Below are 21,699 nucleotides of genomic sequence, written 5' to 3'. Positions count from 1 at the left end.
GCGTCGGGCGGCGGCAAGGGGATCAGTCGTCGCCTTCGGGGGACCCGAGTTCGTTGATCCATTCCTGATTGTGGACGACGGTCGACCGGACCGGACGACCCGCGGCATCGAGCCATGGCCGATAGCGAAAGCGCAATTCGATCAGCCGGCACGTCGTCGCGTCGAGCACGCCATTGCCGCTCGATCGCGTCACCGAACAGCCGGTGACCCGCCCGTTCGTCTCGACCGTATAGCGTACGCCGACGATCCCGCCCGCGCCGATTATCGCCTCCGCATTCGGGAAGTCCTTGTTCCGGAAGCGCCCTTTCAGCAGCCGGGGCGGGCTTTCGTCCCCCCCGTCGCCGTCGCCGTCGCCATAGCGGCCGCTGCCGGTCCCATCGCCCTCACCCCCCGCGCCGGTGCCCGGCCCCGGAACCGGCGCAGCCCCCGTGGTCGCCTCGCTGCCGACCCCCGGCTTGAGCGCGGCGACGACCGGAGGCGGGATGATCGGGGGGACGATCGGGATGGGCGCGACCAGTTCGGTTGCCTTTGACCGCAGGTTCGCGGGCGATGCCGCGCCTTCGGGGCGATGGCTCCTGGTCGGGCGCGGCAGGACCTTTTCGGGCGGCGGCGGCGGTGGCGGCGGGCCGACCGCGAACGTCTTGAGCGCGTCGGGGATCGCCGACGGGAGGCTGACGCCAAGACCCATGATCAGGGCATAGCCCAGCGCCGCGCACAGGCCGGCGGCACCCGCGGCGGAGAGGATCCGGTCGCGGGGATGGGGTTGGACGCCGTACATGGTTGATATCTGGGGAGGATCGCGGGGAGCGGCAAGCTCGGGCCTGCCGTGGTCATCGCTGTCCGGGTTCTATGGGGGAGGAGGACCGCGGCCATGGGCCTGCCTGTCCTCCCCTCCGTCAGGCCGCGCCTGCCGCCTCCCCCTGGCGGGGGAGGTGGAGCGGGGTCAGAGCTTCTCAGTCAGTTCGGGGACGATCTTGAACAGATCGCCGACCAGGCCGATGTCCGCGACCTGGAAGATCGGCGCGTCCTCGTCCTTGTTGATCGCGATGATGACCTTCGAGTCCTTCATCCCCGCGAGATGCTGGATCGCGCCCGAGATGCCGACCGCGACATAGACTTCCGGCGCGACGATCTTGCCGGTCTGGCCGACCTGATAGTCGTTCGGCGCATAGCCCGCGTCGACAGCGGCGCGCGAAGCACCGACGCCCGCACCCATCTTGTCCGCGAGCGGATCGATCAGCGCGTGGAACTGGTCGCTCGAGGCCAGCGCACGGCCGCCCGAGACGATGATCTTCGCGCTGGTCAGCTCGGGACGCTCGTTCTTCGCGATCTCCGAGCCGGCAAAGGTCGACAGACCCTTGTCGCCGGTCGAGGCAACTGCCTCGATCTCGCCCGAACCACCCTCGGTCGCGGCCTTGGCGAACGCCGTGCCGCGGACCGTGATGACCTTCTTCGCGTCCGACGACTGGACGGTAGCAATCGCGTTCCCCGCATAGATCGGGCGCGTGAACGTGTCTTCGCTCTCGACCGACAGGATGTCGCTGATCTGCATGACGTCGAGCAGTGCGGCGACGCGCGGCGCGATGTTCTTGCCATGCGTGGTCGACGGCGCGACGAACGCATCGTGATGCCCCATCAGCTCGACGATCAGCGGCGCGACGTTCTCGGCGAGCGCATGCGCGAACGCAGCGTCGTCGGCGACGTGGACCTTGCCGACACCGGCGATCTTGGCGGCCTCGGCCGCGACGCCGTCGACGCCCTGGCCCGCGACCAGCAGATGGACTTCGCCAAGCTGGCTAGCCGCAGTGACGGCAGAAAGCGTGGCATCCTTGACGGCCTGACCGTCATGTTCGACCCAGACGAGCGTCTTCACTTGGCGACTCCCATTTCCTTGAGCTTGCCGACGAGCGCGTCGACATCGGCGACCTTGATCCCGGCCGAGCGCTTGGCGGGCTCGACCACCTTCAGCGTGGTCAGGCGCGGCGTCACGTCGACGCCGAAATCCGCGGGCGTCTTCTGCGCCATCGGCTTCGACTTGGCCTTCATGATGTTGGGCAGCGAGGCATAACGCGGCTCGTTGAGGCGAAGATCGGTGGTGATGATCGCGGGGAGCGTGAGCGTGTCCGTCTCCGCGCCGCCATCGACTTCGCGCGTCACGTTGACCGAGCCGTCGGCGATCTCGACCTTCGACGCGAACGTGCCCTGGCCCCAGTTCAGGAGCCCGGCGAGCATCTGCCCGGTCTGGTTGTTGTCGTCGTCGATCGCCTGCTTGCCGAGGATGACCATGTCGGGCTTTTCTTCCTCGACGATCTTGGCGAGGATCTTGGCGACGCCCAGCGGCTCGACCTTGGTCTCGCTGACGACGAGGATCGCGCGATCCGCGCCCATGGCGAGCGCGGTGCGGAGCGTTTCCTGCGACTTCTGCTCGCCGATCGAGACGACGACGATCTCCGTCACGCCCTTGTCCTTGAGGCGAATCGCCTCTTCGACCGCGATCTCGTCAAACGGGTTCATGCTCATCTTGACGTTCGCCAGATCGACGCCCGTTCCGTCCGCCTTCACGCGAGGCTTCACGTTGTAGTCAAGCACGCGCTTGACCGGCACCAGCACCTTCATCGGGATTCCTTCCAAGGTGAATCTATTCGTTTCGCCCGCCTGTTACCCGGCAGGCGTTGGCCGGACAGATGGCGGTTTCGCGTCGTTTTCGCAAGTGCGGTACGGAAACATCGGATACCGTAGCGTCACAACGACCGCCCCGTCGGGACAGCTGCGATACCAACGAAAAAGGGCCCGGACGTTTCCGTCCGAGCCCCGTTTTTCGCAGAATCAGTATGCAGTGGGCAGCGGTTACGCGGCGACCTTCTGCACCTCTGCGACGATCTTCTTGGCGGCGTCGCCAAGGTCGTTCGCGGGGACGATCGCCAGACCGGAGTTCGCGAGGATCTCCTTGCCCTTCTCGACATTCGTGCCCTCGAGGCGGACGACGAGCGGGACCGACAGGTTCACTTCCTTCGCCGCCGCGACGATGCCGTCGGCGATGATGTCGCACTTCATGATGCCGCCGAAGATGTTGACGAGGATGCCCTTCACGTTCGGATCCGCGAGGATGATCTTGAACGCGGCCGTCACCTTCTCCTTGTTGGCGCCGCCGCCGACGTCGAGGAAGTTGGCGGGGAACATGCCGTTCAGCTTGATGATGTCCATCGTCGCCATCGCGAGGCCGGCGCCGTTGACCATGCAGCCGATGTCGCCGTCGAGCTTGATATAGGCGAGGTCGTACTTCGACGCCTCGAGCTCGGCGGGATCTTCCTCGGTCTCGTCGCGCAGCTCGAGCAGGTCCTTGTGACGGAACAGCGCGTTGCCGTCGAACGCGACCTTCGCGTCGAGCACCATCAGCTTGCCGTCGTTGGTGACCGCGAGCGGGTTGATCTCGATCTGCTCGGCATCGGTGCCGATGAACGCGTCATACAGCTTCGACGCGGTGTTCGCGGCCTGCTTGGCGAGATCGCCGGTCAGCTCGAGTGCTGCGGCAACGGCGCGGCCGTGATGCGGCATGAAGCCGGTCGCCTGGTCGATGTCGATCGACTGGATCTTCTCGGGCGTGTCGTGCGCGACCGCCTCGATGTCCATGCCGCCTTCGGTCGAGGCCACCATCATCACCCGGCCGGTGGTGCGGTTGAGCGTCAGCGCTAGGTAAAATTCCTTGTCGATGTCGACGCCGTCGGTAACGTACAGGCGGTTGACCTGCTTGCCCGCGTCACCCGTCTGGATGGTGACGAGCGTGTTGCCGAGCATGTCGGTGGCCGCCGCGCGAACCTCGTCCTCGGTCTTGGCGAGGCGGACGCCGCCCTTGGCGTCGGGGCCGAGCTCGACGAACTTGCCCTTGCCGCGGCCGCCGGCATGGATCTGCGCCTTGACGACGTAGAGCGGTCCGGGAAGCTTCTTCGAGGCCTCGACGGCCTCCTCGACGGTCAGCGCCGCGAAACCGGCGGGGACGGGGACGCCGAACTTGGCCAGCAGTTCCTTGGCCTGGTATTCATGGATGTTCATCGGGAAGGCTCCACGCAATTTTTAGGAAACTCGGGAATGGGAACGCGTAAAGCACAGGGCGGGCAGAATATCCACCCTGAAGGTTTTTGCAGTTGCGTGTCGTTTGCAATAGCGCAATCCCCTAGCCCCGAGATCGCGCGTGGATCGAACGTTTGCGGAAAAGTAACCCTTTTTGGAGCATGATCCGGTCATGACACATCCTGCATTCGACTCGCCCGATGCACCCCAAGGTGAAGAGCTTCGTCGGGCCCTGCGCAAATCGGTCCGGATGCGGGCGCATCTGCGCGACCGGGGACAGACGCGATTCGAGATCGAAGTGACCGACCTGTCGGCATCGGGGTTTCGCGCGGAGACGAGCTTTACACTGTGGCCGGGGACGGTGGTGTGGCTGACGCTCCCGGGACTCGCCGCGCTAGAGGCGGTGGTCGCGTGGCGCGACAAGTTCAAATATGGCTGCGCGTTCGCCAAGCCGCTGCACCCCGCGGTGCTCGACCATATCGTCGCGCTGTCACAGCGATAAGCGACCGGCGCCGGGCGCGTCGGTGACCGCCGGTCGACGCGGACGCACGTCGCGGCGGACCGCATCCGTGACCGCGCCGCCCTGAAGCGTCAGTCGAACAGGCTCGATACGCTCGTTTCGTCGGCGATGCGCTTGATCGCTTCGCCGAGCAGCGGCGCGATCTGCAGATGGCGGATCTTGCCGCCCGCGGTCTTGATGACGTCGTGGTTGCCGATCGAATCGGTGATGACAAGCTCGCGCAGCTCGGACCCCTCGACGCGCGCAACCGCGCCGCCCGACAGGACGCCGTGCGTCACATAGGCGACGACGTCCTCCGCGCCGGCTTCCTTCAAAGCGGCTGCGGCGTTGCACAGCGTGCCTGCCGAATCGACGATATCATCGACCAGGATGCAGAAGCGCCCCTCGACTTCGCCGATGATGTTCATCACCTCCGATTCGCCCGCGCGCTCGCGACGCTTGTCGACGATCGCGAGCGGCGCGTTGTCGAGACGCTTGGCCAGCACGCGCGCGCGGACCACGCCGCCGACGTCGGGCGACACGACCATCAGGTTCTTGCCCTTGAACCGCGCGAGGATGTCCGCGGACATGACGGGGGCGGCATAGAGATTGTCCGTCGGGATATCGAAGAAGCCCTGGATCTGGCCCGCATGCAGATCGACCGAGAGCACGCGGTTGGCGCCCGCGACGGTGATGAGGTTGGCGACGAGCTTGGCCGATATCGGCGTGCGCGGACCCGGCTTACGATCCTGTCGGGCATAGCCCATATACGGGATCACCGCGGTGATCCGGCGTGCCGACGCGCGCTTCAACGCGTCGATCATGATGAGCAGTTCCATGAGGTTGTCGTTCGCCGGATACCCGGTCGACTGGATCACGAACACGTCCTCGCCCCGCACGTTCTCGTTGATCTCGACGAACACTTCCTCATCGGCGAAGCGACGCACGCTGACGTCGGTCAGCGGTGTTTCGAGATAGGCGGCGATCTCCTGCGCGAGTGGCAGGTTCGAATTGCCCGTCATCAATTTCATCAAAATCGCTCCACCGGAATTGCACGCCCCTTAGTCCGCGCGTCCGCAACGCGAAAGGGGCGAAGGGATTTGCCCGCACGCGCCGGGGTTCGTAGAGCACGGGGATGACCGTCACCACGCGTTTCGCCCCCTCGCCCACCGGCCGGCTCCACGTCGGCAATATCCGCACCGCGCTTCACAACTGGATGTTTGCGCGTGCCAATGGCGGCCGGTTCATCCTGCGGATCGACGACACCGATGCGGCGCGCAGCGAAGAGCGGTTCGTCGAGGCGATCCGCGCGGATCTCGACTGGCTCGGCATGACGCCCGACGGCGAGGAGCGGCAATCCGACCGCTTTGCGCTGTACGAAGCGCGGTTCGCGGCGCTGGTCGCGAGCGGGCATGTCTATCCGGCCTATGAAAGCGCGCAGGAGCTCGACCTCAAGCGCAAGATCGCCGCGGGTCGGGGGTTGCCGCCAATCTATGACCGTGCCGCGCTCGCGCTGAGCGATGAACAGAAGTCGGCATTCGAACGCGAGGGCGTTGCGCCGCACTGGCGGTTCAAGCTGGATCACGACGCCCCGATCGCGTGGGACGACCTGATCCGCGGGCCACAGCATTTCGAGGCCCGGACGATGAGCGATCCGGTGATCCGCCGCGCGGACGGATCATGGCTCTATATGCTGCCCTCCGCGATCGACGACGCCGATATGGGGATCAGCCATGTCGTGCGTGGCGAGGATCATGTGTCCAACACCGCACTTCAGCTGCAGATGTTCGATGCGCTCGGCGTGGCGCCGCCGCGGTTCGCGCACGAGGCGCTGTTGACGGGCGCGGAGGGCAAATTGTCGAAACGCCTCGGCTCGCTCGGCGCGGATCATTTCCGCGAGATCGGCATCGAGCCGCAGGCGATCCGGGCGCTGCTCGCTCGGATCGGGACGAGCGACCCGGTCGAGCCGATCGCCGACGCGGCACCGCTGATCGCGACGTTCGATTTTGCACGGTTCGGGCGCGCGCCGGCGCGGTTCGACGAGGCCGAACTGTCGCAGGTCAACGCGCGCATCCTCCACGCGCTGCCCTATGCCGCGGTTGCGGATCGTCTGCCTGCGGGGATGGATGCGCAGGCGTGGGAGGCGGTGCAGCCGAACCTGGTGACACTTGCCGACGCAGCGGACTGGTGGGGCGTGATCGAGGGACCGGTCGCGATCGGCAGCGCAGTGGACGATGCGGAGCGCGCCTATCTCGACCAGGCGCATGCCGCCGCCGCGGCGATCGACTGGTCGAACGACCCCTGGCATGCGCTGACCGGCCGGCTGAAGACGGAAACCGGGCGCAAGGGCAAGGCGCTGTTCCTGCCGCTCCGGCGTGCGCTGACCGGGCGGGACCACGGGCCGGACATGGCGGCGCTGCTGCCGCTGATCGGTCGCGAACGGGCGCTCGCCCGATTGGGCGCGCGGGAGGACTGACGGGCGTGCGAAGTTGCGCTTGCAGGACTGGCCTCGCCGGGGCGGGATGCCTATCTTGACGCGCATGGGCTTTTTCAGTCGTTTTTCCCCGGTTCGCGCCTATCGCGATCTCCGTCTCTTCTTCAGCCACCGGCAGCCGTACGAGCTCGGCTTCCTCGCGCTGGCGATGCTGGTCACGGGGTTCCTGATCTACGCCTTCTCGAAGGACAGCTACGCCGAGCGCGAGTATCGGCCGAACATCGTCTATGTCGAGCAGTGGCCAGCGGATCGCACCGACGAACAGATCCTTGCGCAGCAGAAGATCGACGCGCCGATCAAGGCGGCGCGAATCGCCGAGCAGAAGAAGCGCGAGGAAGAAACCCGCGCGTCGTTCAAGCGGATGGACGACAAGCTCAAGGCCATGGGCATCTGAGCCGCGCCAGTCCCGGTGACGCGCGGTTCATCGGCGCAGCGATCGCGCTCGCCGGGCGGAGCCGCGGTCGGACCGCCCCCAATCCCAATGTCGGGTGCGTGATCGTCGCCGCGGACGGTCGCGTCGTCGGGCGTGGCTGGACGCAGCCCGGTGGCCGGCCCCATGCCGAGGCGATGGCGCTCGCGCAGGCAGGCCCGCGGGCACGCGGCGCGACCGCCTATGTGACGCTCGAACCTTGCGCACATGTGTCGCCGCGCGGCCCCGCCTGCAGCGACCTGCTGATCGCGGCGGGGGTCGCACGCGTCGTCGCGGCGCTCGAGGACCCCGATCCGCGGACCGCCGGACAGGGTTTTGCGCGACTGCGTACCGCCGGTGTGAACGTCGATACCGGCATGGAGGCGCAGGCCGCCGCGCGGTCGATGGCGGGCTTCCTCACGCGGCGCACGGCGCGGCGGCCGCACGTGACGCTGAAGCTTGCCACCTCGCTCGACGGGTGCATCGCGCTGACCGACGGGTCGAGCCGGTGGATCACCGGGCCGCAGGCGCGCGCGCACGCACATCTTGAGCGCAGCCGCCACGAGGCGATTCTCGTCGGGCGCGGCACGTACGATACCGATGCGCCGCGACTCGACGTCCGGCTGCCCGGTCTGGAGGATCGGTCGCCGATTCGCGTGATGCTGTCACGGACACGCGCGGCCCTCCCCCATCCCGTCGATACGCTGGGTCCGGCGTGGCACGTCATCGCCGAACCGCGCGCGATTGCGGAGCTTCCCGTCGACCATGTCCTCGTCGAAGGCGGCGCGGCCGTAGCGTCCGCGTTTCTTGCCGCCGACCTGGTCGACCGGCTTCTGCTGTACCGCGCGCCGATCCTCATCGGGGGCGGAAAACATGCGCTCGGCGATATCGGCCTGACCGATCTCGGCAAGGCGCATGGCCGCTGGGCGATCGTCGATTCACGGCAACTTGGCAGCGACCGGCTCGAGGTCTACGAGCGCGAACGAAACGAGGGATAATGTTCACCGGAATCGTCACCGACATCGGCACCGTCACAACCGTGGAGTCGCGCGGCGACACCCGCGTCGTCGTCAGCACCGCCTATGATACCGCCACGGTCGATCTCGGCGCGTCGATCGCCTGTTCGGGCGTATGCCTGACCGTCGTCGACAAGGGGCCGCACTGGTTCGCGGTCGACGTCTCGAGCGAGACGATCAGCCGCACCGCCAGGGACCAGTGGACGCTGGGTCGCAAGTTCAACCTCGAACGCGCGATGAAGCTTGGCGACGAGCTTGGCGGGCATATCGTCACGGGCCATGTCGATGGACTCGGCACGGTCGTCGCGGTGACCGAGGAAGGCGGCTCGCACCGCGTCCAGATCCGCGCCGGCGCCGAGATCGCGCCGTTCATCGCGGCCAAGGGCTCGGTCACGGTCGACGGCGTCTCGCTGACCGTGAACAGCGTTCAGGACGTCGATGGCGAGGTCGAATTCGGCCTCAACATCATCCCGCACACCTGGGCGGTCACGACGCTCGGTACGATCCACGTGGAACAGTCGGTCAACATCGAGATCGACGTCCTCGCCCGCTACCTCCAAAGAATGGAGCATTACCGTGCCTCTGCCCGCTGAACGTACCGCCGAACTCGGGCGCCTGAAGCACGGCTATCTGTCGAGCCCCGAGGAGATCATCGACGAGGCGCGCAACGGCCGGATGTTCATCCTCGTCGATGACGAGGACCGCGAGAACGAGGGCGACCTCGTCATCCCCGCGCAGATGGCGACGCCCGAGAAGATCAACTTCATGGCCAAATATGGCCGCGGACTGATCTGCCTCGCGCTGACCAAGGCGCGGACCGAGGAGCTCGGGCTCGAGCTGATGAGCCGCAACAACGGCACGCGGCACGAAACCGCGTTCACCGTGTCTATCGAGGCACTCGAAGGCGTCACCACGGGCATTTCGGCGGCGGACCGCGCGCGCACCATCGCGGTGGCGATCGATGCGACCAAGCAGAAGGCGGACATCGTCACCCCCGGCCATGTCTTCCCGCTGGTCGCGCGCGACGGCGGCGTGTTGATCCGCGCCGGCCATACCGAGGCGGCGGTCGACGTCGCGCGGCTTGCTGGATTGAACCCCTCGGGCGTGATCTGCGAGATCATGAACGAGGACGGGACGATGGCGCGGATGGACGACCTCGTCACCTTCGCGCAGTTCCACAACATCAAGATCGGCACGATCCGCGACCTGATCGCGTATCGCCGCCGCTACGACCATCTCGTCGAAAAGCGCGCCGAGGCCGAGTTCACCAGCGAATGGGGCGGTGGCTGGAGCGCGCTGACGTTCTGGAACAAGGCGACGGGCACCGAGCAGGTCGCGCTGGTCAAGGGGCGGATCGATCCTGCCAAGCCGACGCTGGTCCGGATGCACGCGCTGTCGCCGTTCGCGGACATCTTCGGCGAATCGGGCGACCGCGGGCGGATCCTCGCGCGGTCGATGCAGATGATCGCCGACGAGGGTGCGGGCGTGATCGTCGTCATCAACCGCCCGCGCGGCAACGCGTTCACCTCGGCGGTGCTCAAAAAAGCCGGTGCGGAGATCACGCCGGACATGGAGGAGTTGCGCGACTATGGCGTCGGCGCGATGATCCTGACCGAACTCGGCGTGCACGACATGGTGCTGATCACCAACACGCATCACACGCTGGTCGGGCTTGACGGCTATGGCCTGTCGATCGTCGGCGAACGTCCGATCGCCCCCCTCGATACCGAAAAGGCTGCTTACTGATGGCGCATATCCTCATCGTCGAAGCACGCTTCTACGACCATCTAAACGACCTGCTCATCGAGGGCGCATGCGCGGCGATCGAGGCCGCGGGGCACAGTCACGAGACGATCACCGTTCCGGGCGCGCTCGAGGTCCCCGGCGCGATCGCGCTGGCGGCGGAGAGCGAGACCTATGACGCCTATGTCGCGCTGGGCGTCGTGATCCGCGGCGAGACCTATCATTTCGAGATCGTCGCGGGCGAGAGTGCACGCGGGATCATGGCGCTGACGATGGACGGGCTGCCGATCGGCAATGGCATCCTGACCACCGAGAACGAAGCGCAGGCGCTCACCCGTGCCCGCCCGACCGAGGGAGACAAGGGCGGCGGCGCGGCGAAGGCGGCACTGGCGATGCTCGCGCTGAAGGACCGGTTCATTCCGTAAACGAGAGGGTACAACCTCGGCGCCGATCCCGGTCGGCCCGACGATCGCGGGGTCCTTGGGTATGACTAAGGCACACGGTGATCGCAGCGAGGCTGCCGATGGCCCTCCTGCTGGCGCAGGGTTCGCCGTCGCGCGCGGGCCGCTTCTAAGCGTCAGTCGTCTTCTTCGCTGGTCGAGAACGGGGGCCGGCGGCCTCCGGACCACCCTGCGGCCGTACGCCGTCCTTTGGCGTACAGACACGTAGCGAAGGCTGACACGCGATCCCGATATTGGAGCAACGGTGCGTGCCATCGATTGTCGTGCACGCCCGACATTGCTGGTGCACCGTAGTACAGGCTTGCGGTGCGGCAACGATCAGAGCGACAACCGTCAGCATCGTGCAGATCCCCGTTCGGGCACAGACTGTATCGAGCACAGCCTATTCCCATATGCCTCACGGCGTCCAGTGATCCGACCCGCCTCTATGCGTCAGCCGCCGGATCCTGCTCGCGCAACGCCGCTTCGACCTGTTCGACCGTGATCCCGAATGCAGCGGCGAGACCCGTCACCGAGGCGCCCCGAGCGGCGAGGGTGCGGATGCGGGCGGGGTCCTGGATGGTGGTGTAGCCGCGCGTGTCGCGCTGCGTCTTGCTCTCTTCGCCGCTGCGCGCGCGGGCGCCAGAACTGCGCCGCTTGGCGATCTTGAGCGCTTCCTCGTCGTTGGCGGGGGGTGCGTCGAGCCGGGCCTGGATCCGTTGCGCCTCTTCGGCCCGGCGCAGTTCACGCGCACGTTCACGCTCCTGCGACTGGGCCTCGCGCTGCGCGGCCCTCGATTCGGCACGCTGCTCGGCGCCGGCGAGGCGGTCGCGCGCGCGCTGCTCGCGCTCGCTTGCCCGTTCCTCGGCCCGTCGTGCGGCGCGGTCGGCCGTCCCGGGCAAGAGTGGCCCTGCCCCCCTGCCCCCGCTCGGCCAGCCGTCGGTCATATCGTCGTCCTGTCGTCATCGGCGCGCCATCAGCGGCGCGGCGTGCGCGCTGCTAGGCGATGCCGTCACCGCTGACAATCGGACGCATTGCAGGTGGTCGCCCGCCCCGCAGCCTTCGCCGCAGGGCGGGCACGAACGCGTTACGCGTCCGCGGTTTCGAGCGCCGGATAGTCGATATATCCCTCGGGACCCTGGCTGTACCAGGTCTTCGGGTTATCCTGCGCCAGCGGCGCACCCGTGCGCAGACGCTCGGGCAGGTCGGGGTTCGCGATGAACGTCCGCCCGAAGCTGATCGCATCGGCAACGCCCGTATCGAGTTCGGCTTGCGCCTTTTCGAGCGTGTCATAGTCCGAGTTCACGACGAGCACGCCCTTGAACACCTTGCGGATCGCCGGGCTCAGCTTTGGCACATCGGTCTTGCCGAACGTGCCGTCGGGGCCGGGCTCGCGCAGTTCGAGGAACGCGATGCCGAGATCGGACAGCGCCTTGGCGGCGGCGGTGAACAGCGGCTCGGGGTTGCTGTCATCGACGCCCTGCGAATCGCCGTTGGGCGAGAGGCGGACGCTGGTGCGATCGGCGCCCGCGACCGAGATCACGCGCTCGGCGACTTCGCGAAGCAGGCGGATGCGGTTCTCGATGCTGCCGCCATACTCATCGGTGCGGCTGTTCGCGTTGTCACGCAGAAACTGGTCGATCAGATAGCCGTTCGCGGCGTGGATCTGGACGCCGTCGAAACCCGCGGCGAGCGCGTTCTTCGTCGCCAGTTCATAGTCCTCGAGCAGCCGCGGGATCTCGTCGAGTTCGAGCGGACGCGCGACCTCGAAATCCTTCTTGCCCTCGAACGTGTGCGCCTGGCCTTCGGTCTTCGTCGCGGACGACGAGACGGGCTGGCCGCCGATCACCGAAGAATGGACCTGGCGACCCATGTGCCAGAGCTGCGCGATGATCCGGCCGCCGGCTGCGTGGACCGATTCGGTGACGGGCTTCCACGCGTCGACCTGCGCCTGCGTCCACAGACCCGGCGCGAATGGCCAGCCCAGGCCTTCGCGGCTGATACCGGTGGCCTCCGAGATGATCAGCCCGGCGCTCGCGCGCTGCGTATAATAGTCGATCATGAGGTCGGACGGGACGGCGTCCTTGTCCGAACGTCCGCGGGTGAGCGGCGCCATGAGGATGCGGTTGGGCGCGTCGACGGCGCCGAGTGTGATGGGATCGAAAAGGCTTGGCATGGGGGCTCCTTAATGCCTGACGGGGGCAAGATAGGACGCTACAGCGCGGCATGCATCGCCCCGCCCCGCAAAGAATATCTAGCGTGCCCGAAACGCCAACGACAACGGCGCTTGCCGCCCCCGGCACGCTCGCATTCGGCGCGCTGCTGATCGCCAACGTCGCGCTCGCATTCGGGCCGTGGTTCGTCCGTGCGACCGAGGTCGGACCGGTCGCGGCGGGGTTCTGGCGACTCACGCTGGCGGTGCCGTTTCTCGTCCTGCTCGCGGCGCAGCAGGGCGCGCGGCCGATGCGGCTCGGGCGCGGCGTCTGGATCGGGCTGATCGCGGGCGGCGTGTGCTTTGCCGCCGATCTCGGCAGCTGGCATCTCGGCATCCTGCGCACCACGCTCGCCAACGCGACGCTGTTCGGCAACGCGGCGACGCTGATGTTCCCGATCTACGGCTTCCTCGTGGCGCGGACCTGGCCGACGCGGACACAGGGCTGGGCGCTGATGCTCGCGGCGGCGGGTGCGGCGCTGCTGCTCGGGCGGTCCTATCAGCTCGATGCGAAGAATCTCGCGGGTGACCTGCTCTGCATCCTCGCGGGGCTGCTCTACACGGTCTATTTCATCCTGATGGCGCGCGCGCGGACGACGCTTGCCCCCTTATCCGCGCTGGTGCTGTCGACGCTGGCGGGGATCGTGCCGTTGCTGGTGTTCGCGCTGGCGATGGGCGAGCGGATCGTGCCGGTGCACTGGGGTCCGTTGATCGGTCTGGCGCTGTGCAGCCAGGTGCTGGGCCAGGGGCTGATGATCTATGCACTGGGCCGGTTTTCGCCGCTGGTGATCGGGATCGCGCTGCTGATCCAGCCGGTGGTCGCGGGGACGGTCGGCTGGATCGTCTATGGCGAGCGGCTCGGCCTGCCCGATCTCGTCGGCGTGGTCATGGTCGCGATCGCACTGGTGCTGGTACGCCGGACGCCCGCGGATCACCCCCCTATTGAAGAGGCGCTCGACACGCCTGATCTTGGACGGCAGGAGACGGTATGACCCAAGACCTCACGCTCGACGAAATCCGCGTTCAGCTCAGCCCCGGGATCGCCGCCAACGCCGCGTTCGATGGCTGGAGCGACGCCGCGCGCGACATGGCGGCGGATGCGGCGGGGATCGACACCGACGTCGCCGCGCTCGCGTTCGAAGACGGTGCGCTCGACATGATCGACGCTTGGTTTGCCGAGATCGATCGCGCGATGCTCGCCGCGGTTCCGCCTGAACGGATCGCGACGATGAAGATCCGCGAACGGATCACCGCGCTGATCGAGGCGCGGCTGCAGGCGACCGCCGCCGATCGCGAATCGCTGCGGCGGGCGGTGGCGATCCTCGCATTGCCGCAGAATCTCGCGCGGGCGGCGCGCCTGGGGTGGCGGACGGTCGATACCATCTGGCGCGCGGCGGGCGATGTCGCGACCGATTATAATCATTATACCAAGCGGACGATCCTGCTCGGCGTCTATGCCTCGACGGTGACGGTGTTCCTCGACGACGACAGCGAAGGATTCGTGGACACCCGCGCGTTCCTCGCGCGGCGGATCGCAGGCATCATGGCGTTCGAAAAGGCCAAGGCCGGGTTTCTCAAACGGACCGAGCACGGGTTCAGTCTGTCGCGATTTGTCGGCCGGCTGCGCTATCCCGCGGCGTGAACGCGCGGGCTGGCGATGGAGCGGGGCCAATCTGCGTCCGCTGTCATGGTAGGGCATGGTTGGGGCTTTCCTTTGCGGAGGGTTACTGATAATCACTCGCATCATGGACACTCGCCGCGACCGTTCCGTCAGCCTTGAAACGCTGCCCCGCAAGCAGCATGCGATCGTCAAGATGATCGACTGGACGCGTCTGGCGGGTCCGGAGGCACGCCGCCTGCGCGAACTGGGGTTTGACGAGGGTGTCGATGTCGAGGTCCTGCACCGCGCGACGCTGGGCCAGGGCCCGATCGCGTGCCGGATCGGTCGCATGACCGTTGCGCTGCGTCGCGCCGTCGCGGGGGCCATCCACGTATCGCTGACGCCAGCGGCTGCCGAATAAGCAGCGCGCGATCAGCATCATAGCATTATGAACGCAGCACCGCTGGTCGCGCTCGTCGGCAATCCCAATGCCGGCAAGAGCGCGCTGTTCAACGCGTTGACGGGTGCGCGGCAGAAGGTCGGCAATTATCCGGGCGTGACGGTCGAGCGCAAGGCCGGGCGGCTGGTGCTCGATGACGGGCGTCCGGTCGAGCTGGTCGACCTGCCCGGCGCGTACAGCCTCGAACCCTCCTCCCCCGACGAGCGCGTCACGCGCGACGTCGTCACCGGAACGCAGGACGGCGAACGCCTGCCCGACGCCCTCGTCGTCGTCGTCGACGCCGCCAATCTCGACAACCACCTGCGCTTCACGCTTCAGCTGATCGCGCTTGGCCTGCCCGTCGTCGTGGCGCTCAACATGGTCGATCTGGCCGAGCGCGACGGGCTGAAGCTCGACGCCGCGGTGCTCGCACGCGAACTCGGCGTGCCGGTGATCCCGACCGTCGCGGTCCGCAAGCGCGGTCTCGACGCGCTGCGTGAAGTATTGACGCAGACCGTCGTCAACGGCCCGATCCGGCTGCGCAAGTCGGATGGCAGCGTGCAGGACGACATCGTCACGCTGCAGCGCCGCGCGCGCGACATCGCAACCGCGGCGACGCTGTCGGAGACGCCGGTGCGGCGCTGGACGCACATGCTCGACGCGGTCGCGCTCCATCCGGTCGGCGGGCCGCTGCTGCTGCTGTCGATCATGTTCCTGATGTTCCAGGCGGTGTTCAGCTGGGCACAACCGTTCATGGACGCAATCGATGGTGGCTTCACCGCGGTGCAGGGCCTGATCCGGACCGAGATGGCCGATTCGCTGCTCCGGTCGCTGCTGGTCGACGGCGTGATCGCCGGCGTTGGCGCGGTGATCGTGTTCCTGCCGCAGATCCTGATCCTGTTCCTCTTCATCCTCGTGCTCGAGGCGAGCGGCTACATGGTCCGCGCGGCGTTCCTGATGGACCGCGTGATGGCGAGCGTCGGGCTGTCGGGCCGCGCGTTCATCCCGCTGCTGTCGAGCTTCGCCTGCGCGATTCCCGGCATCATGGCGACTCGCACGATCGACGACGAGAAGGACCGGCTGACGACGATCCTGATCGCGCCGCTGATGACGTGCTCCGCGCGGCTGCCGGTCTACACGCTGATCATCGGCGCGTTCATTCCCAATACGCAGGTGCTGCCGTTCGTCGGGTTGCAGGGGCTGGTGATGCTCGGGCTGTACGTGATGGGCATCGTCGGCGCGTTCGTCGCCGCGCTGGTTCTGCGCCGGACGGTCACCAAGGGCGTGTCGTCGGGCTTCATGATGGAGATGCCCAAATACCAGTGGCCGCAGTGGCGCGACGTCGGCATCGGGCTGTGGAGCCGCGCGCGGATCTTCCTCAAGCGTGCGGGCGGCATCATCCTGGTATCGACCGTGATCCTGTGGGTGATGCTGAGCTTCCCCAAGCCACCCGAGAACAGTCGCGTCTCGGCGGTCGACTATTCCGCCGCCGGCCGGATCGCCAACGGCATCGCGCCCGTGTTCGCGCCGATCGGCTTCAACCGCGACATCGTGCTCGCGCTGATCCCCGCAATGGCGGCGCGCGAGGTTGCGGTCGCGGCGATCGGTACGGTCTATGCGATCGACGATCCCGACAGCAACCAGGGCGGCAAGGCGATGGTCGAGAATCTGCGCGGCCGCTGGAGCCTGCCGACCGCGCTCGCCTTCCTGATGTGGTTCGTCTTCGCGCCGCAGTGCATTTCGACGATCGCCGTCACCCGCCGCGAGACAAACGGGTGGAAATGGCCGGCCTTCATGGTTGGCTATTTGTTCGCCGCCGCCTACATCATGGCTGGCATTACATACTGGCTGGCGGTGTTCGCCGGCCTCTGAGGGGCATCATGGCAGGCAGCGTCAACAAGGTCATCATCGTCGGCAATCTGGGGCGCGACCCCGAGAGCAAGGCGTTCCAGAACGGCGGCAAGGTCGTCAACCTGCGCATCGCGACGTCCGAGTCCTGGAAGGACAAGATGTCGGGCGAACGCAAGGAAAAGACCGAATGGCATTCGGTCGCGATCTTCAACGAAGGTCTCGCCAACGTTGCGGAGAAGTATCTGCGCAAGGGCTCGAAGGTCTATATCGAGGGCGCGCTCCAGACCCGTAAATGGCAGGATGCGCAGGGCCAGGACAAATATTCGACCGAGATCGTGCTGCAGGGCTTCAACAGCGTACTGACGATGCTCGACGGCCCGAATGGCGGCCAGGGCGGCGGCGGTGGCGGCGGTGGTAGCCGCGGCGGCGGCGACGACTGGGCCGGCGGTGGCGGCGGCAACGACTTCGGCGGTGGCTCGTCGGGTGGCGGCGGCGGTTACGGCGGCGGCGGCGGTCGTGGTGGCAGCGCGCCATCGGGTGGCGGCAGCGGTGGCGGGGCACGCGGCGGCAGCTTCGGCCAGACCGGCGGCTTCTCGGACGATCTCGACGACGACGTTCCGTTCTAAGCTCCGTGACGACGCTGTATTCCGTTCCGACGTCGGTCGGTTTCGACGAGGCCGAGCGCGCGCGCGTGATCTCGGCCTACGACGTCGCGGGTGCGCGTGCGAAAGGCCAGCTCGACGACATCGTTGCGTTCGCGGCCGAGTTGTGCGGCGCGCCGATCGCGTTGCTGAGCCTGGTCGAGGAGGAATATCAACGATTCCTCTCGCGCAGCGGCACCGATCTCGACCAGACGCCGCGCAGCATGTCGTTCTGTGCGCACGCGATGCACCATCATGACGTGATGGAGGTGCCCGACGCGCGCATCGATCCGCGCTTTACCGACAACGCGCTGGTGACCGGCGCGCCCTATGTCCGCTTCTATGCCGGTGCGCCACTCGTTTCGAGCGAAGGCGTTCCGCTGGGAGCGCTGTGCGTGCTTGCACCCAACGCACGCGAAGGGCTCACACGGTTCCAGCGCGATGGACTGACGCTGCTCGCGAAGGCAGCGATGGGGCGGCTCGACGATCGCCGCACCGCGCGTGAACAAGCCGTTTCCGAAGCCGAGGCCCGGCGCACGCTGGAAGCGAGCGACCTGAAGTTCCGCACGCTGGCCGACACCATGCCGCAGATGGTGTGGTCGACGCTTCCCGACGGGTTCCACGACTATTTCAACGCGCGCTGGTACGAGTTCACGGGAACCCCCGTGGGTACGACCGATGGCGAGGGCTGGAACGACATGTTCCATCCCGAGGACCAGGATCGCGCCTGGGCCGTCTGGCGCCAGTCGCTCGAAACCGGCGAGCCCTATAATATCGAATACCGGCTGCGGCATTTCGACGGCACCTATCGCTGGGTGCTGGGGCGCGCCTTGCCCGTGCGCAGCGCGGACGGGGCGATCCTGCGGTGGTTCGGGACGTGCACCGACATCCATGAGCAGAAGCTCGCCTATGAAGAGCGCGAAGTCATCAGCCAGGAGCTGAGCCACCGGATCAAGAACATCTTCGCGGTGATCGCAGGGCTTATCACCTTCTCGGCGCGCGGCCGCCCCGAATTTGCCGGGATCGCGACCGACCTTCGGCACCGGATCAACGCGCTCGGCCGGGCACATGATTTCGTCCGACCGCACAGCGCGCAATCGCGCCCGCATGCGGAACAGGACAGCCTCATCGGACTGCTCGGCGACCTGTTCGAACCCTATCAGCAGCTCGGAGCGGACCGGATTGCGGTGCGCGGCGACGACGTGCGGATCGACGATCGGTCGGCTACGCCGATCGCACTCCTGTTTCACGAACTGGCGACCAACGCGACCAAATATGGTGCATTGTCGAACGCCGATGGCGCGGTGTCGATAACCTTGGAGCGCGGCGACACGCTGGTGGCGATGACCTGGCGCGAGACCGGCGGGCCCGCGGTGGTCGATCCCGACGATCGCGCGGGGTTCGGGAGCCAGTTGATCGAGATGAGCGCGGTGCGGCAACTGGGCGGGACGGTGGTTCGCGACTGGCGCACGACCGGGCTGTGCGTCGCGATCACGATACCGCTATCGTCATTCAGTCGGTAATCGCGCCGGTCGATCCGGCGCGCAATTGGTCAGCCTATCGCGGCCCGAAGCTGGACGAGTTCTGAAACCGGGGGTGCCGCGCCCGTCGTGGCGAGCTGCGCGGCCGCAAGGATCGCGGCATCACTGAACGGCTTGCGGATATAGCCCAGGCATTCGGCATCGCCGATCTGACCTGGATTGGCGGTCACGAACACGACCTTCACACCGTGATCGCGCGCGATCGCCGCTGCGATCTCGGGCCCGGTAGGTCCATCGCGCAGGTTGATGTCGACAAAGGCGAAGTCGCACTGCGCCGCGGCAGTGAGCGCACCCGCGCGATCAGCCGCGATCGCGGCGACGGTATAGCCGGCGTCAATCAGGATCCGTTCGAGATCCAGTGCGACGAAAATCTCGTCTTCAACGATCATGGCTGTCTTCGTCATCGGCTAGGCAACACATGATACCGACAGGGGTTCCCGCGGGTCTTAACCATCCCGTGCATTCGCGACACGGCGTGACAATTATGTTGCGACGGTCTGGTCATGCGTGCGGGTGTCGAATCACGCCGCGCGCAGGAGGAAGATCGCATGCTCGGCGAGCAGGTTCGCTGCCGCCGACGTCGTCTGCTTGTCGCCTGAGAGAAACCAGCTGCGCTCGATGACGACGCCGCGCTGTCGCAGGAACTCGCGAAAGTCGTCGATCGTGACATGATGGATGTTGGGCGTGTCGTACCAGCGTTCGGGCAATTGCCGCGTAACGGGCATCCGACCACCCCAGAGCAGCGACAGCCGCACGCGCCAATGCGCGAAATTGGGGAAGCTCACAAAGGCACGGTGCCCGATCCGGAGCAGCTGGTCGAGCACGAGATCGGGTGCGCGCGCGGTCTGCAGTGTCTGGCTGAGAATCGCATAGTCGAAGCTCGCATCGGGGTAGCCCGCCAGGTCGATGTCCGCATCGCCCTGGATCACCGACAGCCCGCGCGCCACCGCCGACGCGACGTTGCGCGCGTCGATCTCCAGCCCGCGCGCATCGACGCCGCGGGTGTCGCGCAGCGCGGCCATCAGCGCGCCGTCGCCACAGCCGATATCGAGCACGCGGCTGCCTTGCGCGACATGCCCGGCGATGACGGCGAGGTCGGTGCGTAACGTCATGGTGCGGTCCGTAACTGATCGGCAAGCCCGGGGGCGAGCCGCTCCATGTAGCGATCCGCGCGGACTAGCGGGTGGAAGCCGAGCCCCGCATAGACGCCGTGCGCATCGGCGGTGACGAGCCCGATCCGCCGCAGCCCGGCGAACGACGGATGATCGAGGAACCAGCCGACCATCCGCCGCCCGAGCCCCTGCCCGCGTACCGACTCGTCGACCCAGACGTCCGCCAGCCACGCAAACGTCGCGTGATCGGTGATCATCCGCGCGAAGGCGACCTGCGCGTCGTCGCGGTACGCACCGAGGCAGTGCGACCCCGCGATCGCGCGTTCGACGAGCGCACGCTCGATCCCCGGCGACCAGTAGCTGCTTGCCAGCCAGCCATGGATGCGGTCGACCTGCAACCGGCTCGCGTCGTCCGACAGGATGATCGTCATCGCCCCGCCCTCAGGAAGCCGTCGACGACCCGGTTGAGATCGGGCGCCTCGAGCAGGAAGGCGTCGTGGCCGTACGGACTCGACAGCTCGACGAAGCTGACCGGCGCGCCGGCGGCGTTCAACGCCTGGACGATCGCGCGCGATTCGGCGGTCGGATACAGCCAGTCGGTGTCGAAGCTGACGAGGCAGAAGCGCGACCGGGTCGCGCGGAACGCGTTGGCGAGCAGCCCGCCATGCTCCTCGGCGAGATCGAAATAGTCCATCGCGCGCGTGATGTAGAGATAGGAGTTCGCGTCGAACCGGTCGGTGAAGGCGAGCCCCTGGTGGCGCAGATAGCTCTCGACCTGAAAGTCGGCGTCGAACCCGAACGACTTGGCGTCGCGCGCCTGGAGGCGGCGGCCGAACTTCTCGGTTAGCCCCGCTTCGGACAGATAGGTGATATGCGCCGCCATCCGCGCGACCGCGAGCCCGGCGGTCGGCGCCGAATCGTCGTGATAGTCACCGCCACACCAGTTGGGATCGGCCATCACCGCCTGGCGCCCGACCTCGTGAAACGCGATGTTCTGTGCGGTGTGGCGCGCGGTCGAGGCGATCACGACGCACGCCTTGACGCGCTCGGGGAACGTCGCGGGCCAGCTCAGCGCCTGCATCCCCCCCATCGATCCGCCGACGACCGCGTGGAGCACGCCGACGCCGAGATGATCGAGCAGCATCGCCTGCGCGCGGACCATGTCGCGGATCGTGATGACCGGAAACGCCATCGCCCACGGCCGCCCGGTCGCCGGGTTGATCGTCGCGGGGCCGGACGAGCCCATGCAGCTGCCGAGCACGTTCGCGCACACGACGAAGTGGCGCGCGGGGTCGATCGGCCTGCCCTCGCCCACCATGCGGGTCCACCAGCCGGGCTTGCCGGTGCGCGGGTGGTTCGACGCGACGTGCTGGTCGCCGGTCAGCGCGTGGCAGATCAGGATCGCGTTCGAGGCATCGGCATTCAGCGTGCCATAGGTCTCGTACGCGATATCGACCGGCGACAGCAGCACGCCGCCGTCGAGCCTGAGCGGTCCGGGCAGCGTGACGCGGCGCGCGAGGCCGAAGCGGCTATCGGTCACGGGGTCGATGATCGCAGGATCGAGCATGCCGCGCGCTACCATAGGCGGCGGCGGTCATGCCAGCGCGACGTCCACATCCACGATCCTCCCCCCG

24 protein-coding genes are annotated in these 21,699 nt (G+C 67.1%); 13 read left to right on the top strand and 11 right to left on the bottom strand.

What is annotated here, in order from left to right:
* Positions 1 to 22 precede the first annotated feature (22 nt).
* The 4 genes from AC0CH3_RS13785 to sucC all read right to left on the bottom strand — a co-directional run bounded on the left by AC0CH3_RS13785 (position 23) and on the right by sucC (position 4,050).
* The gene (locus AC0CH3_RS13785) at positions 23 to 778 is read right to left on the bottom strand and encodes an energy transducer TonB (protein WP_354300546.1); all 756 of its coding nucleotides are present in this window, start codon (positions 776 to 778) and stop codon (positions 23 to 25) included.
* 165 nt (positions 779 to 943) lie between these two features.
* On the bottom strand, positions 944 to 1,873 hold the full coding sequence (locus AC0CH3_RS13780; protein ID WP_056018389.1) for an electron transfer flavoprotein subunit alpha/FixB family protein: 930 nt from the start codon (positions 1,871 to 1,873) through the stop codon (positions 944 to 946).
* Positions 1,870 to 2,616 (bottom strand): electron transfer flavoprotein subunit beta/FixA family protein, encoded by a 747-nt coding sequence (locus AC0CH3_RS13775; protein WP_056018387.1) that lies wholly within the window; start codon positions 2,614 to 2,616, stop codon positions 1,870 to 1,872. The genes AC0CH3_RS13780 and AC0CH3_RS13775 overlap by 4 nt, the downstream gene beginning before the upstream one ends.
* Before the next feature lie 231 nt (positions 2,617 to 2,847).
* Positions 2,848 to 4,050 carry an ADP-forming succinate--CoA ligase subunit beta gene (sucC, locus tag AC0CH3_RS13770; protein ID WP_056018385.1) on the bottom strand — a complete coding sequence of 401 codons (1,203 nt, stop codon included), beginning with the start codon at positions 4,048 to 4,050 and terminating at the stop codon, positions 2,848 to 2,850.
* 190 nt (positions 4,051 to 4,240) lie between these two features.
* On the opposite strand from sucC, the gene AC0CH3_RS13765 reads away from it, so the two are divergent.
* The gene (locus tag AC0CH3_RS13765) at positions 4,241 to 4,570 is read left to right on the top strand and encodes a pilus assembly protein PilZ (RefSeq protein ID WP_056019222.1); all 330 of its coding nucleotides are present in this window, start codon (positions 4,241 to 4,243) and stop codon (positions 4,568 to 4,570) included.
* Between the two features lie 89 nt (positions 4,571 to 4,659).
* Here the strand turns inward: AC0CH3_RS13765 and AC0CH3_RS13760 are convergent, their stop codons facing one another.
* Positions 4,660 to 5,598 carry a ribose-phosphate pyrophosphokinase gene (locus AC0CH3_RS13760; RefSeq protein ID WP_056018383.1) on the bottom strand — a complete coding sequence of 313 codons (939 nt, stop codon included), beginning with the start codon at positions 5,596 to 5,598 and terminating at the stop codon, positions 4,660 to 4,662.
* A 104-nt stretch (positions 5,599 to 5,702) separates the two neighbouring features.
* Here AC0CH3_RS13760 and gltX point away from each other — a divergent pair, with 104 nt between their 5' ends.
* The 6 genes from gltX (at position 5,703) to ribH (ending at position 10,654) form a co-directional block, all read left to right on the top strand.
* On the top strand, positions 5,703 to 7,043 hold the full coding sequence (gene gltX, locus AC0CH3_RS13755; protein WP_465237998.1) for a glutamate--tRNA ligase: 1,341 nt from the start codon (positions 5,703 to 5,705) through the stop codon (positions 7,041 to 7,043).
* A gap of 64 nt (positions 7,044 to 7,107) precedes the next feature.
* Positions 7,108 to 7,455 carry a hypothetical protein gene (locus tag AC0CH3_RS13750; protein WP_056018378.1) on the top strand — a complete coding sequence of 116 codons (348 nt, stop codon included), beginning with the start codon at positions 7,108 to 7,110 and terminating at the stop codon, positions 7,453 to 7,455.
* On the top strand, positions 7,452 to 8,468 hold the full coding sequence (gene ribD / locus AC0CH3_RS13745) for a bifunctional diaminohydroxyphosphoribosylaminopyrimidine deaminase/5-amino-6-(5-phosphoribosylamino)uracil reductase RibD (protein ID WP_354301272.1): 1,017 nt from the start codon (positions 7,452 to 7,454) through the stop codon (positions 8,466 to 8,468). The genes AC0CH3_RS13750 and ribD overlap by 4 nt, the downstream gene beginning before the upstream one ends.
* Positions 8,468 to 9,079, top strand: coding sequence for a riboflavin synthase (locus AC0CH3_RS13740; RefSeq protein WP_333995790.1), 612 nt, complete (start codon positions 8,468 to 8,470; stop codon positions 9,077 to 9,079). Before ribD ends, AC0CH3_RS13740 begins: the two co-directional genes overlap by 1 nt.
* A complete protein-coding gene (gene ribB / locus AC0CH3_RS13735; RefSeq protein ID WP_056018372.1) occupies positions 9,063 to 10,232 on the top strand; it encodes a 3,4-dihydroxy-2-butanone-4-phosphate synthase in 1,170 nt (389 codons plus the stop codon). The genes AC0CH3_RS13740 and ribB overlap by 17 nt, the downstream gene beginning before the upstream one ends.
* Positions 10,232 to 10,654, top strand: a complete 423-nt coding sequence (gene ribH / locus AC0CH3_RS13730) for a 6,7-dimethyl-8-ribityllumazine synthase (RefSeq protein ID WP_333995789.1) — start codon at positions 10,232 to 10,234, stop codon at positions 10,652 to 10,654. The genes ribB and ribH overlap by 1 nt, the downstream gene beginning before the upstream one ends.
* 461 nt (positions 10,655 to 11,115) lie before the next feature.
* Here ribH and AC0CH3_RS13725 read toward each other — a convergent pair whose 3' ends face one another.
* Together AC0CH3_RS13725 and AC0CH3_RS13720 are read right to left on the bottom strand one after the other, a co-directional pair.
* Entirely contained in the window at positions 11,116 to 11,616 is a 501-nt protein-coding gene (locus AC0CH3_RS13725; protein WP_354300551.1) for a hypothetical protein, read from the bottom strand.
* A gap of 140 nt (positions 11,617 to 11,756) precedes the next feature.
* On the bottom strand, positions 11,757 to 12,845 hold the full coding sequence (locus AC0CH3_RS13720) for an alkene reductase (RefSeq protein ID WP_354300553.1): 1,089 nt from the start codon (positions 12,843 to 12,845) through the stop codon (positions 11,757 to 11,759).
* 50 nt (positions 12,846 to 12,895) lie between these two features.
* Between AC0CH3_RS13720 and AC0CH3_RS13715 the strand changes: the two genes are divergently transcribed.
* The 6 genes from AC0CH3_RS13715 to AC0CH3_RS13690 all read left to right on the top strand — a co-directional run bounded on the left by AC0CH3_RS13715 (position 12,896) and on the right by AC0CH3_RS13690 (position 18,935).
* Positions 12,896 to 13,873: a DMT family transporter gene (locus AC0CH3_RS13715; RefSeq protein WP_354300555.1), complete on the top strand. Its 978-nt coding sequence runs from the start codon at positions 12,896 to 12,898 to the stop codon at positions 13,871 to 13,873.
* Positions 13,870 to 14,523 carry a COQ9 family protein gene (locus AC0CH3_RS13710; RefSeq protein ID WP_333995787.1) on the top strand — a complete coding sequence of 218 codons (654 nt, stop codon included), beginning with the start codon at positions 13,870 to 13,872 and terminating at the stop codon, positions 14,521 to 14,523. The genes AC0CH3_RS13715 and AC0CH3_RS13710 overlap by 4 nt, the downstream gene beginning before the upstream one ends.
* Positions 14,524 to 14,626: 103 nt before the next feature.
* Positions 14,627 to 14,902 (top strand): FeoA family protein, encoded by a 276-nt coding sequence (locus AC0CH3_RS13705; RefSeq protein WP_056018357.1) that lies wholly within the window; start codon positions 14,627 to 14,629, stop codon positions 14,900 to 14,902.
* A gap of 27 nt (positions 14,903 to 14,929) precedes the next feature.
* Positions 14,930 to 16,792, top strand: coding sequence for a ferrous iron transporter B (gene feoB / locus AC0CH3_RS13700; RefSeq protein ID WP_354300557.1), 1,863 nt, complete (start codon positions 14,930 to 14,932; stop codon positions 16,790 to 16,792).
* Between the two features lie 8 nt (positions 16,793 to 16,800).
* Complete coding sequence (gene ssb / locus AC0CH3_RS13695) at positions 16,801 to 17,397, top strand: single-stranded DNA-binding protein (RefSeq protein ID WP_354300558.1); 597 nt, start codon at positions 16,801 to 16,803, stop codon at positions 17,395 to 17,397.
* 5 nt (positions 17,398 to 17,402) lie between these two features.
* Positions 17,403 to 18,935, top strand: a complete 1,533-nt coding sequence (locus AC0CH3_RS13690) for a sensor histidine kinase (RefSeq protein ID WP_354300562.1) — start codon at positions 17,403 to 17,405, stop codon at positions 18,933 to 18,935.
* 29 nt (positions 18,936 to 18,964) lie between these two features.
* On the opposite strand, the gene AC0CH3_RS13685 is transcribed toward AC0CH3_RS13690, so the two are convergent.
* The 4 genes from AC0CH3_RS13685 to metX all read right to left on the bottom strand — a co-directional run bounded on the left by AC0CH3_RS13685 (position 18,965) and on the right by metX (position 21,647).
* Positions 18,965 to 19,357 carry a response regulator gene (locus tag AC0CH3_RS13685; RefSeq protein ID WP_354300564.1) on the bottom strand — a complete coding sequence of 131 codons (393 nt, stop codon included), beginning with the start codon at positions 19,355 to 19,357 and terminating at the stop codon, positions 18,965 to 18,967.
* 117 nt (positions 19,358 to 19,474) lie between these two features.
* The gene (gene metW / locus AC0CH3_RS13680) at positions 19,475 to 20,065 is read right to left on the bottom strand and encodes a methionine biosynthesis protein MetW (RefSeq protein WP_056018347.1); all 591 of its coding nucleotides are present in this window, start codon (positions 20,063 to 20,065) and stop codon (positions 19,475 to 19,477) included.
* Complete coding sequence (locus AC0CH3_RS13675; RefSeq protein ID WP_354300566.1) at positions 20,062 to 20,496, bottom strand: GNAT family N-acetyltransferase; 435 nt, start codon at positions 20,494 to 20,496, stop codon at positions 20,062 to 20,064. Before AC0CH3_RS13675 ends, metW begins: the two co-directional genes overlap by 4 nt.
* The gene (gene metX / locus AC0CH3_RS13670; RefSeq protein ID WP_465237997.1) at positions 20,493 to 21,647 is read right to left on the bottom strand and encodes a homoserine O-acetyltransferase MetX; all 1,155 of its coding nucleotides are present in this window, start codon (positions 21,645 to 21,647) and stop codon (positions 20,493 to 20,495) included. Before metX ends, AC0CH3_RS13675 begins: the two co-directional genes overlap by 4 nt.
* Positions 21,648 to 21,699 lie beyond the last annotated feature (52 nt).

The organism is Sphingomonas sp. AC449, from assembly GCF_979253475.1.
The sequence above is the reverse complement of the archived record's forward strand: the minus strand, read 5'-3'. Positions and strand labels throughout refer to the sequence as shown.

Bases quoted from the DNA above. Each gene is read 5' to 3' on its own strand.
- sucC (WP_056018385.1), bottom strand. From the start codon at position 4,050: ATGAACATCCATGAATACCAGGCCAAGGAACTGCTGGCCAAGTTCGGC.
- gltX (WP_465237998.1), top strand. From the start codon at position 5,703: ATGACCGTCACCACGCGTTTCGCCCCCTCGCCCACCGGCCGGCTCCAC.
- ssb (WP_354300558.1), top strand. From the start codon at position 16,801: ATGGCAGGCAGCGTCAACAAGGTCATCATCGTCGGCAATCTGGGGCGC.
- AC0CH3_RS13710 (WP_333995787.1), top strand. From the start codon at position 13,870: ATGACCCAAGACCTCACGCTCGACGAAATCCGCGTTCAGCTCAGCCCC.
- AC0CH3_RS13760 (WP_056018383.1), bottom strand. From the start codon at position 5,598: ATGAAATTGATGACGGGCAATTCGAACCTGCCACTCGCGCAGGAGATC.
- AC0CH3_RS13765 (WP_056019222.1), top strand. From the start codon at position 4,241: ATGACACATCCTGCATTCGACTCGCCCGATGCACCCCAAGGTGAAGAG.
- AC0CH3_RS13685 (WP_354300564.1), bottom strand. From the start codon at position 19,357: ATGACGAAGACAGCCATGATCGTTGAAGACGAGATTTTCGTCGCACTG.
- AC0CH3_RS13725 (WP_354300551.1), bottom strand. From the start codon at position 11,616: ATGACCGACGGCTGGCCGAGCGGGGGCAGGGGGGCAGGGCCACTCTTG.
- AC0CH3_RS13715 (WP_354300555.1), top strand. From the start codon at position 12,896: ATGCATCGCCCCGCCCCGCAAAGAATATCTAGCGTGCCCGAAACGCCA.
- AC0CH3_RS13705 (WP_056018357.1), top strand. From the start codon at position 14,627: ATGGACACTCGCCGCGACCGTTCCGTCAGCCTTGAAACGCTGCCCCGC.
- AC0CH3_RS13785 (WP_354300546.1), bottom strand. From the start codon at position 778: ATGTACGGCGTCCAACCCCATCCCCGCGACCGGATCCTCTCCGCCGCG.
- AC0CH3_RS13675 (WP_354300566.1), bottom strand. From the start codon at position 20,496: ATGACGATCATCCTGTCGGACGACGCGAGCCGGTTGCAGGTCGACCGC.
- ribH (WP_333995789.1), top strand. From the start codon at position 10,232: ATGGCGCATATCCTCATCGTCGAAGCACGCTTCTACGACCATCTAAAC.
- AC0CH3_RS13740 (WP_333995790.1), top strand. From the start codon at position 8,468: ATGTTCACCGGAATCGTCACCGACATCGGCACCGTCACAACCGTGGAG.
- AC0CH3_RS13775 (WP_056018387.1), bottom strand. From the start codon at position 2,616: ATGAAGGTGCTGGTGCCGGTCAAGCGCGTGCTTGACTACAACGTGAAG.
- AC0CH3_RS13750 (WP_056018378.1), top strand. From the start codon at position 7,108: ATGGGCTTTTTCAGTCGTTTTTCCCCGGTTCGCGCCTATCGCGATCTC.
- metX (WP_465237997.1), bottom strand. From the start codon at position 21,647: ATGGTAGCGCGCGGCATGCTCGATCCTGCGATCATCGACCCCGTGACC.
- metW (WP_056018347.1), bottom strand. From the start codon at position 20,065: ATGACGTTACGCACCGACCTCGCCGTCATCGCCGGGCATGTCGCGCAA.
- feoB (WP_354300557.1), top strand. From the start codon at position 14,930: ATGAACGCAGCACCGCTGGTCGCGCTCGTCGGCAATCCCAATGCCGGC.
- AC0CH3_RS13720 (WP_354300553.1), bottom strand. From the start codon at position 12,845: ATGCCAAGCCTTTTCGATCCCATCACACTCGGCGCCGTCGACGCGCCC.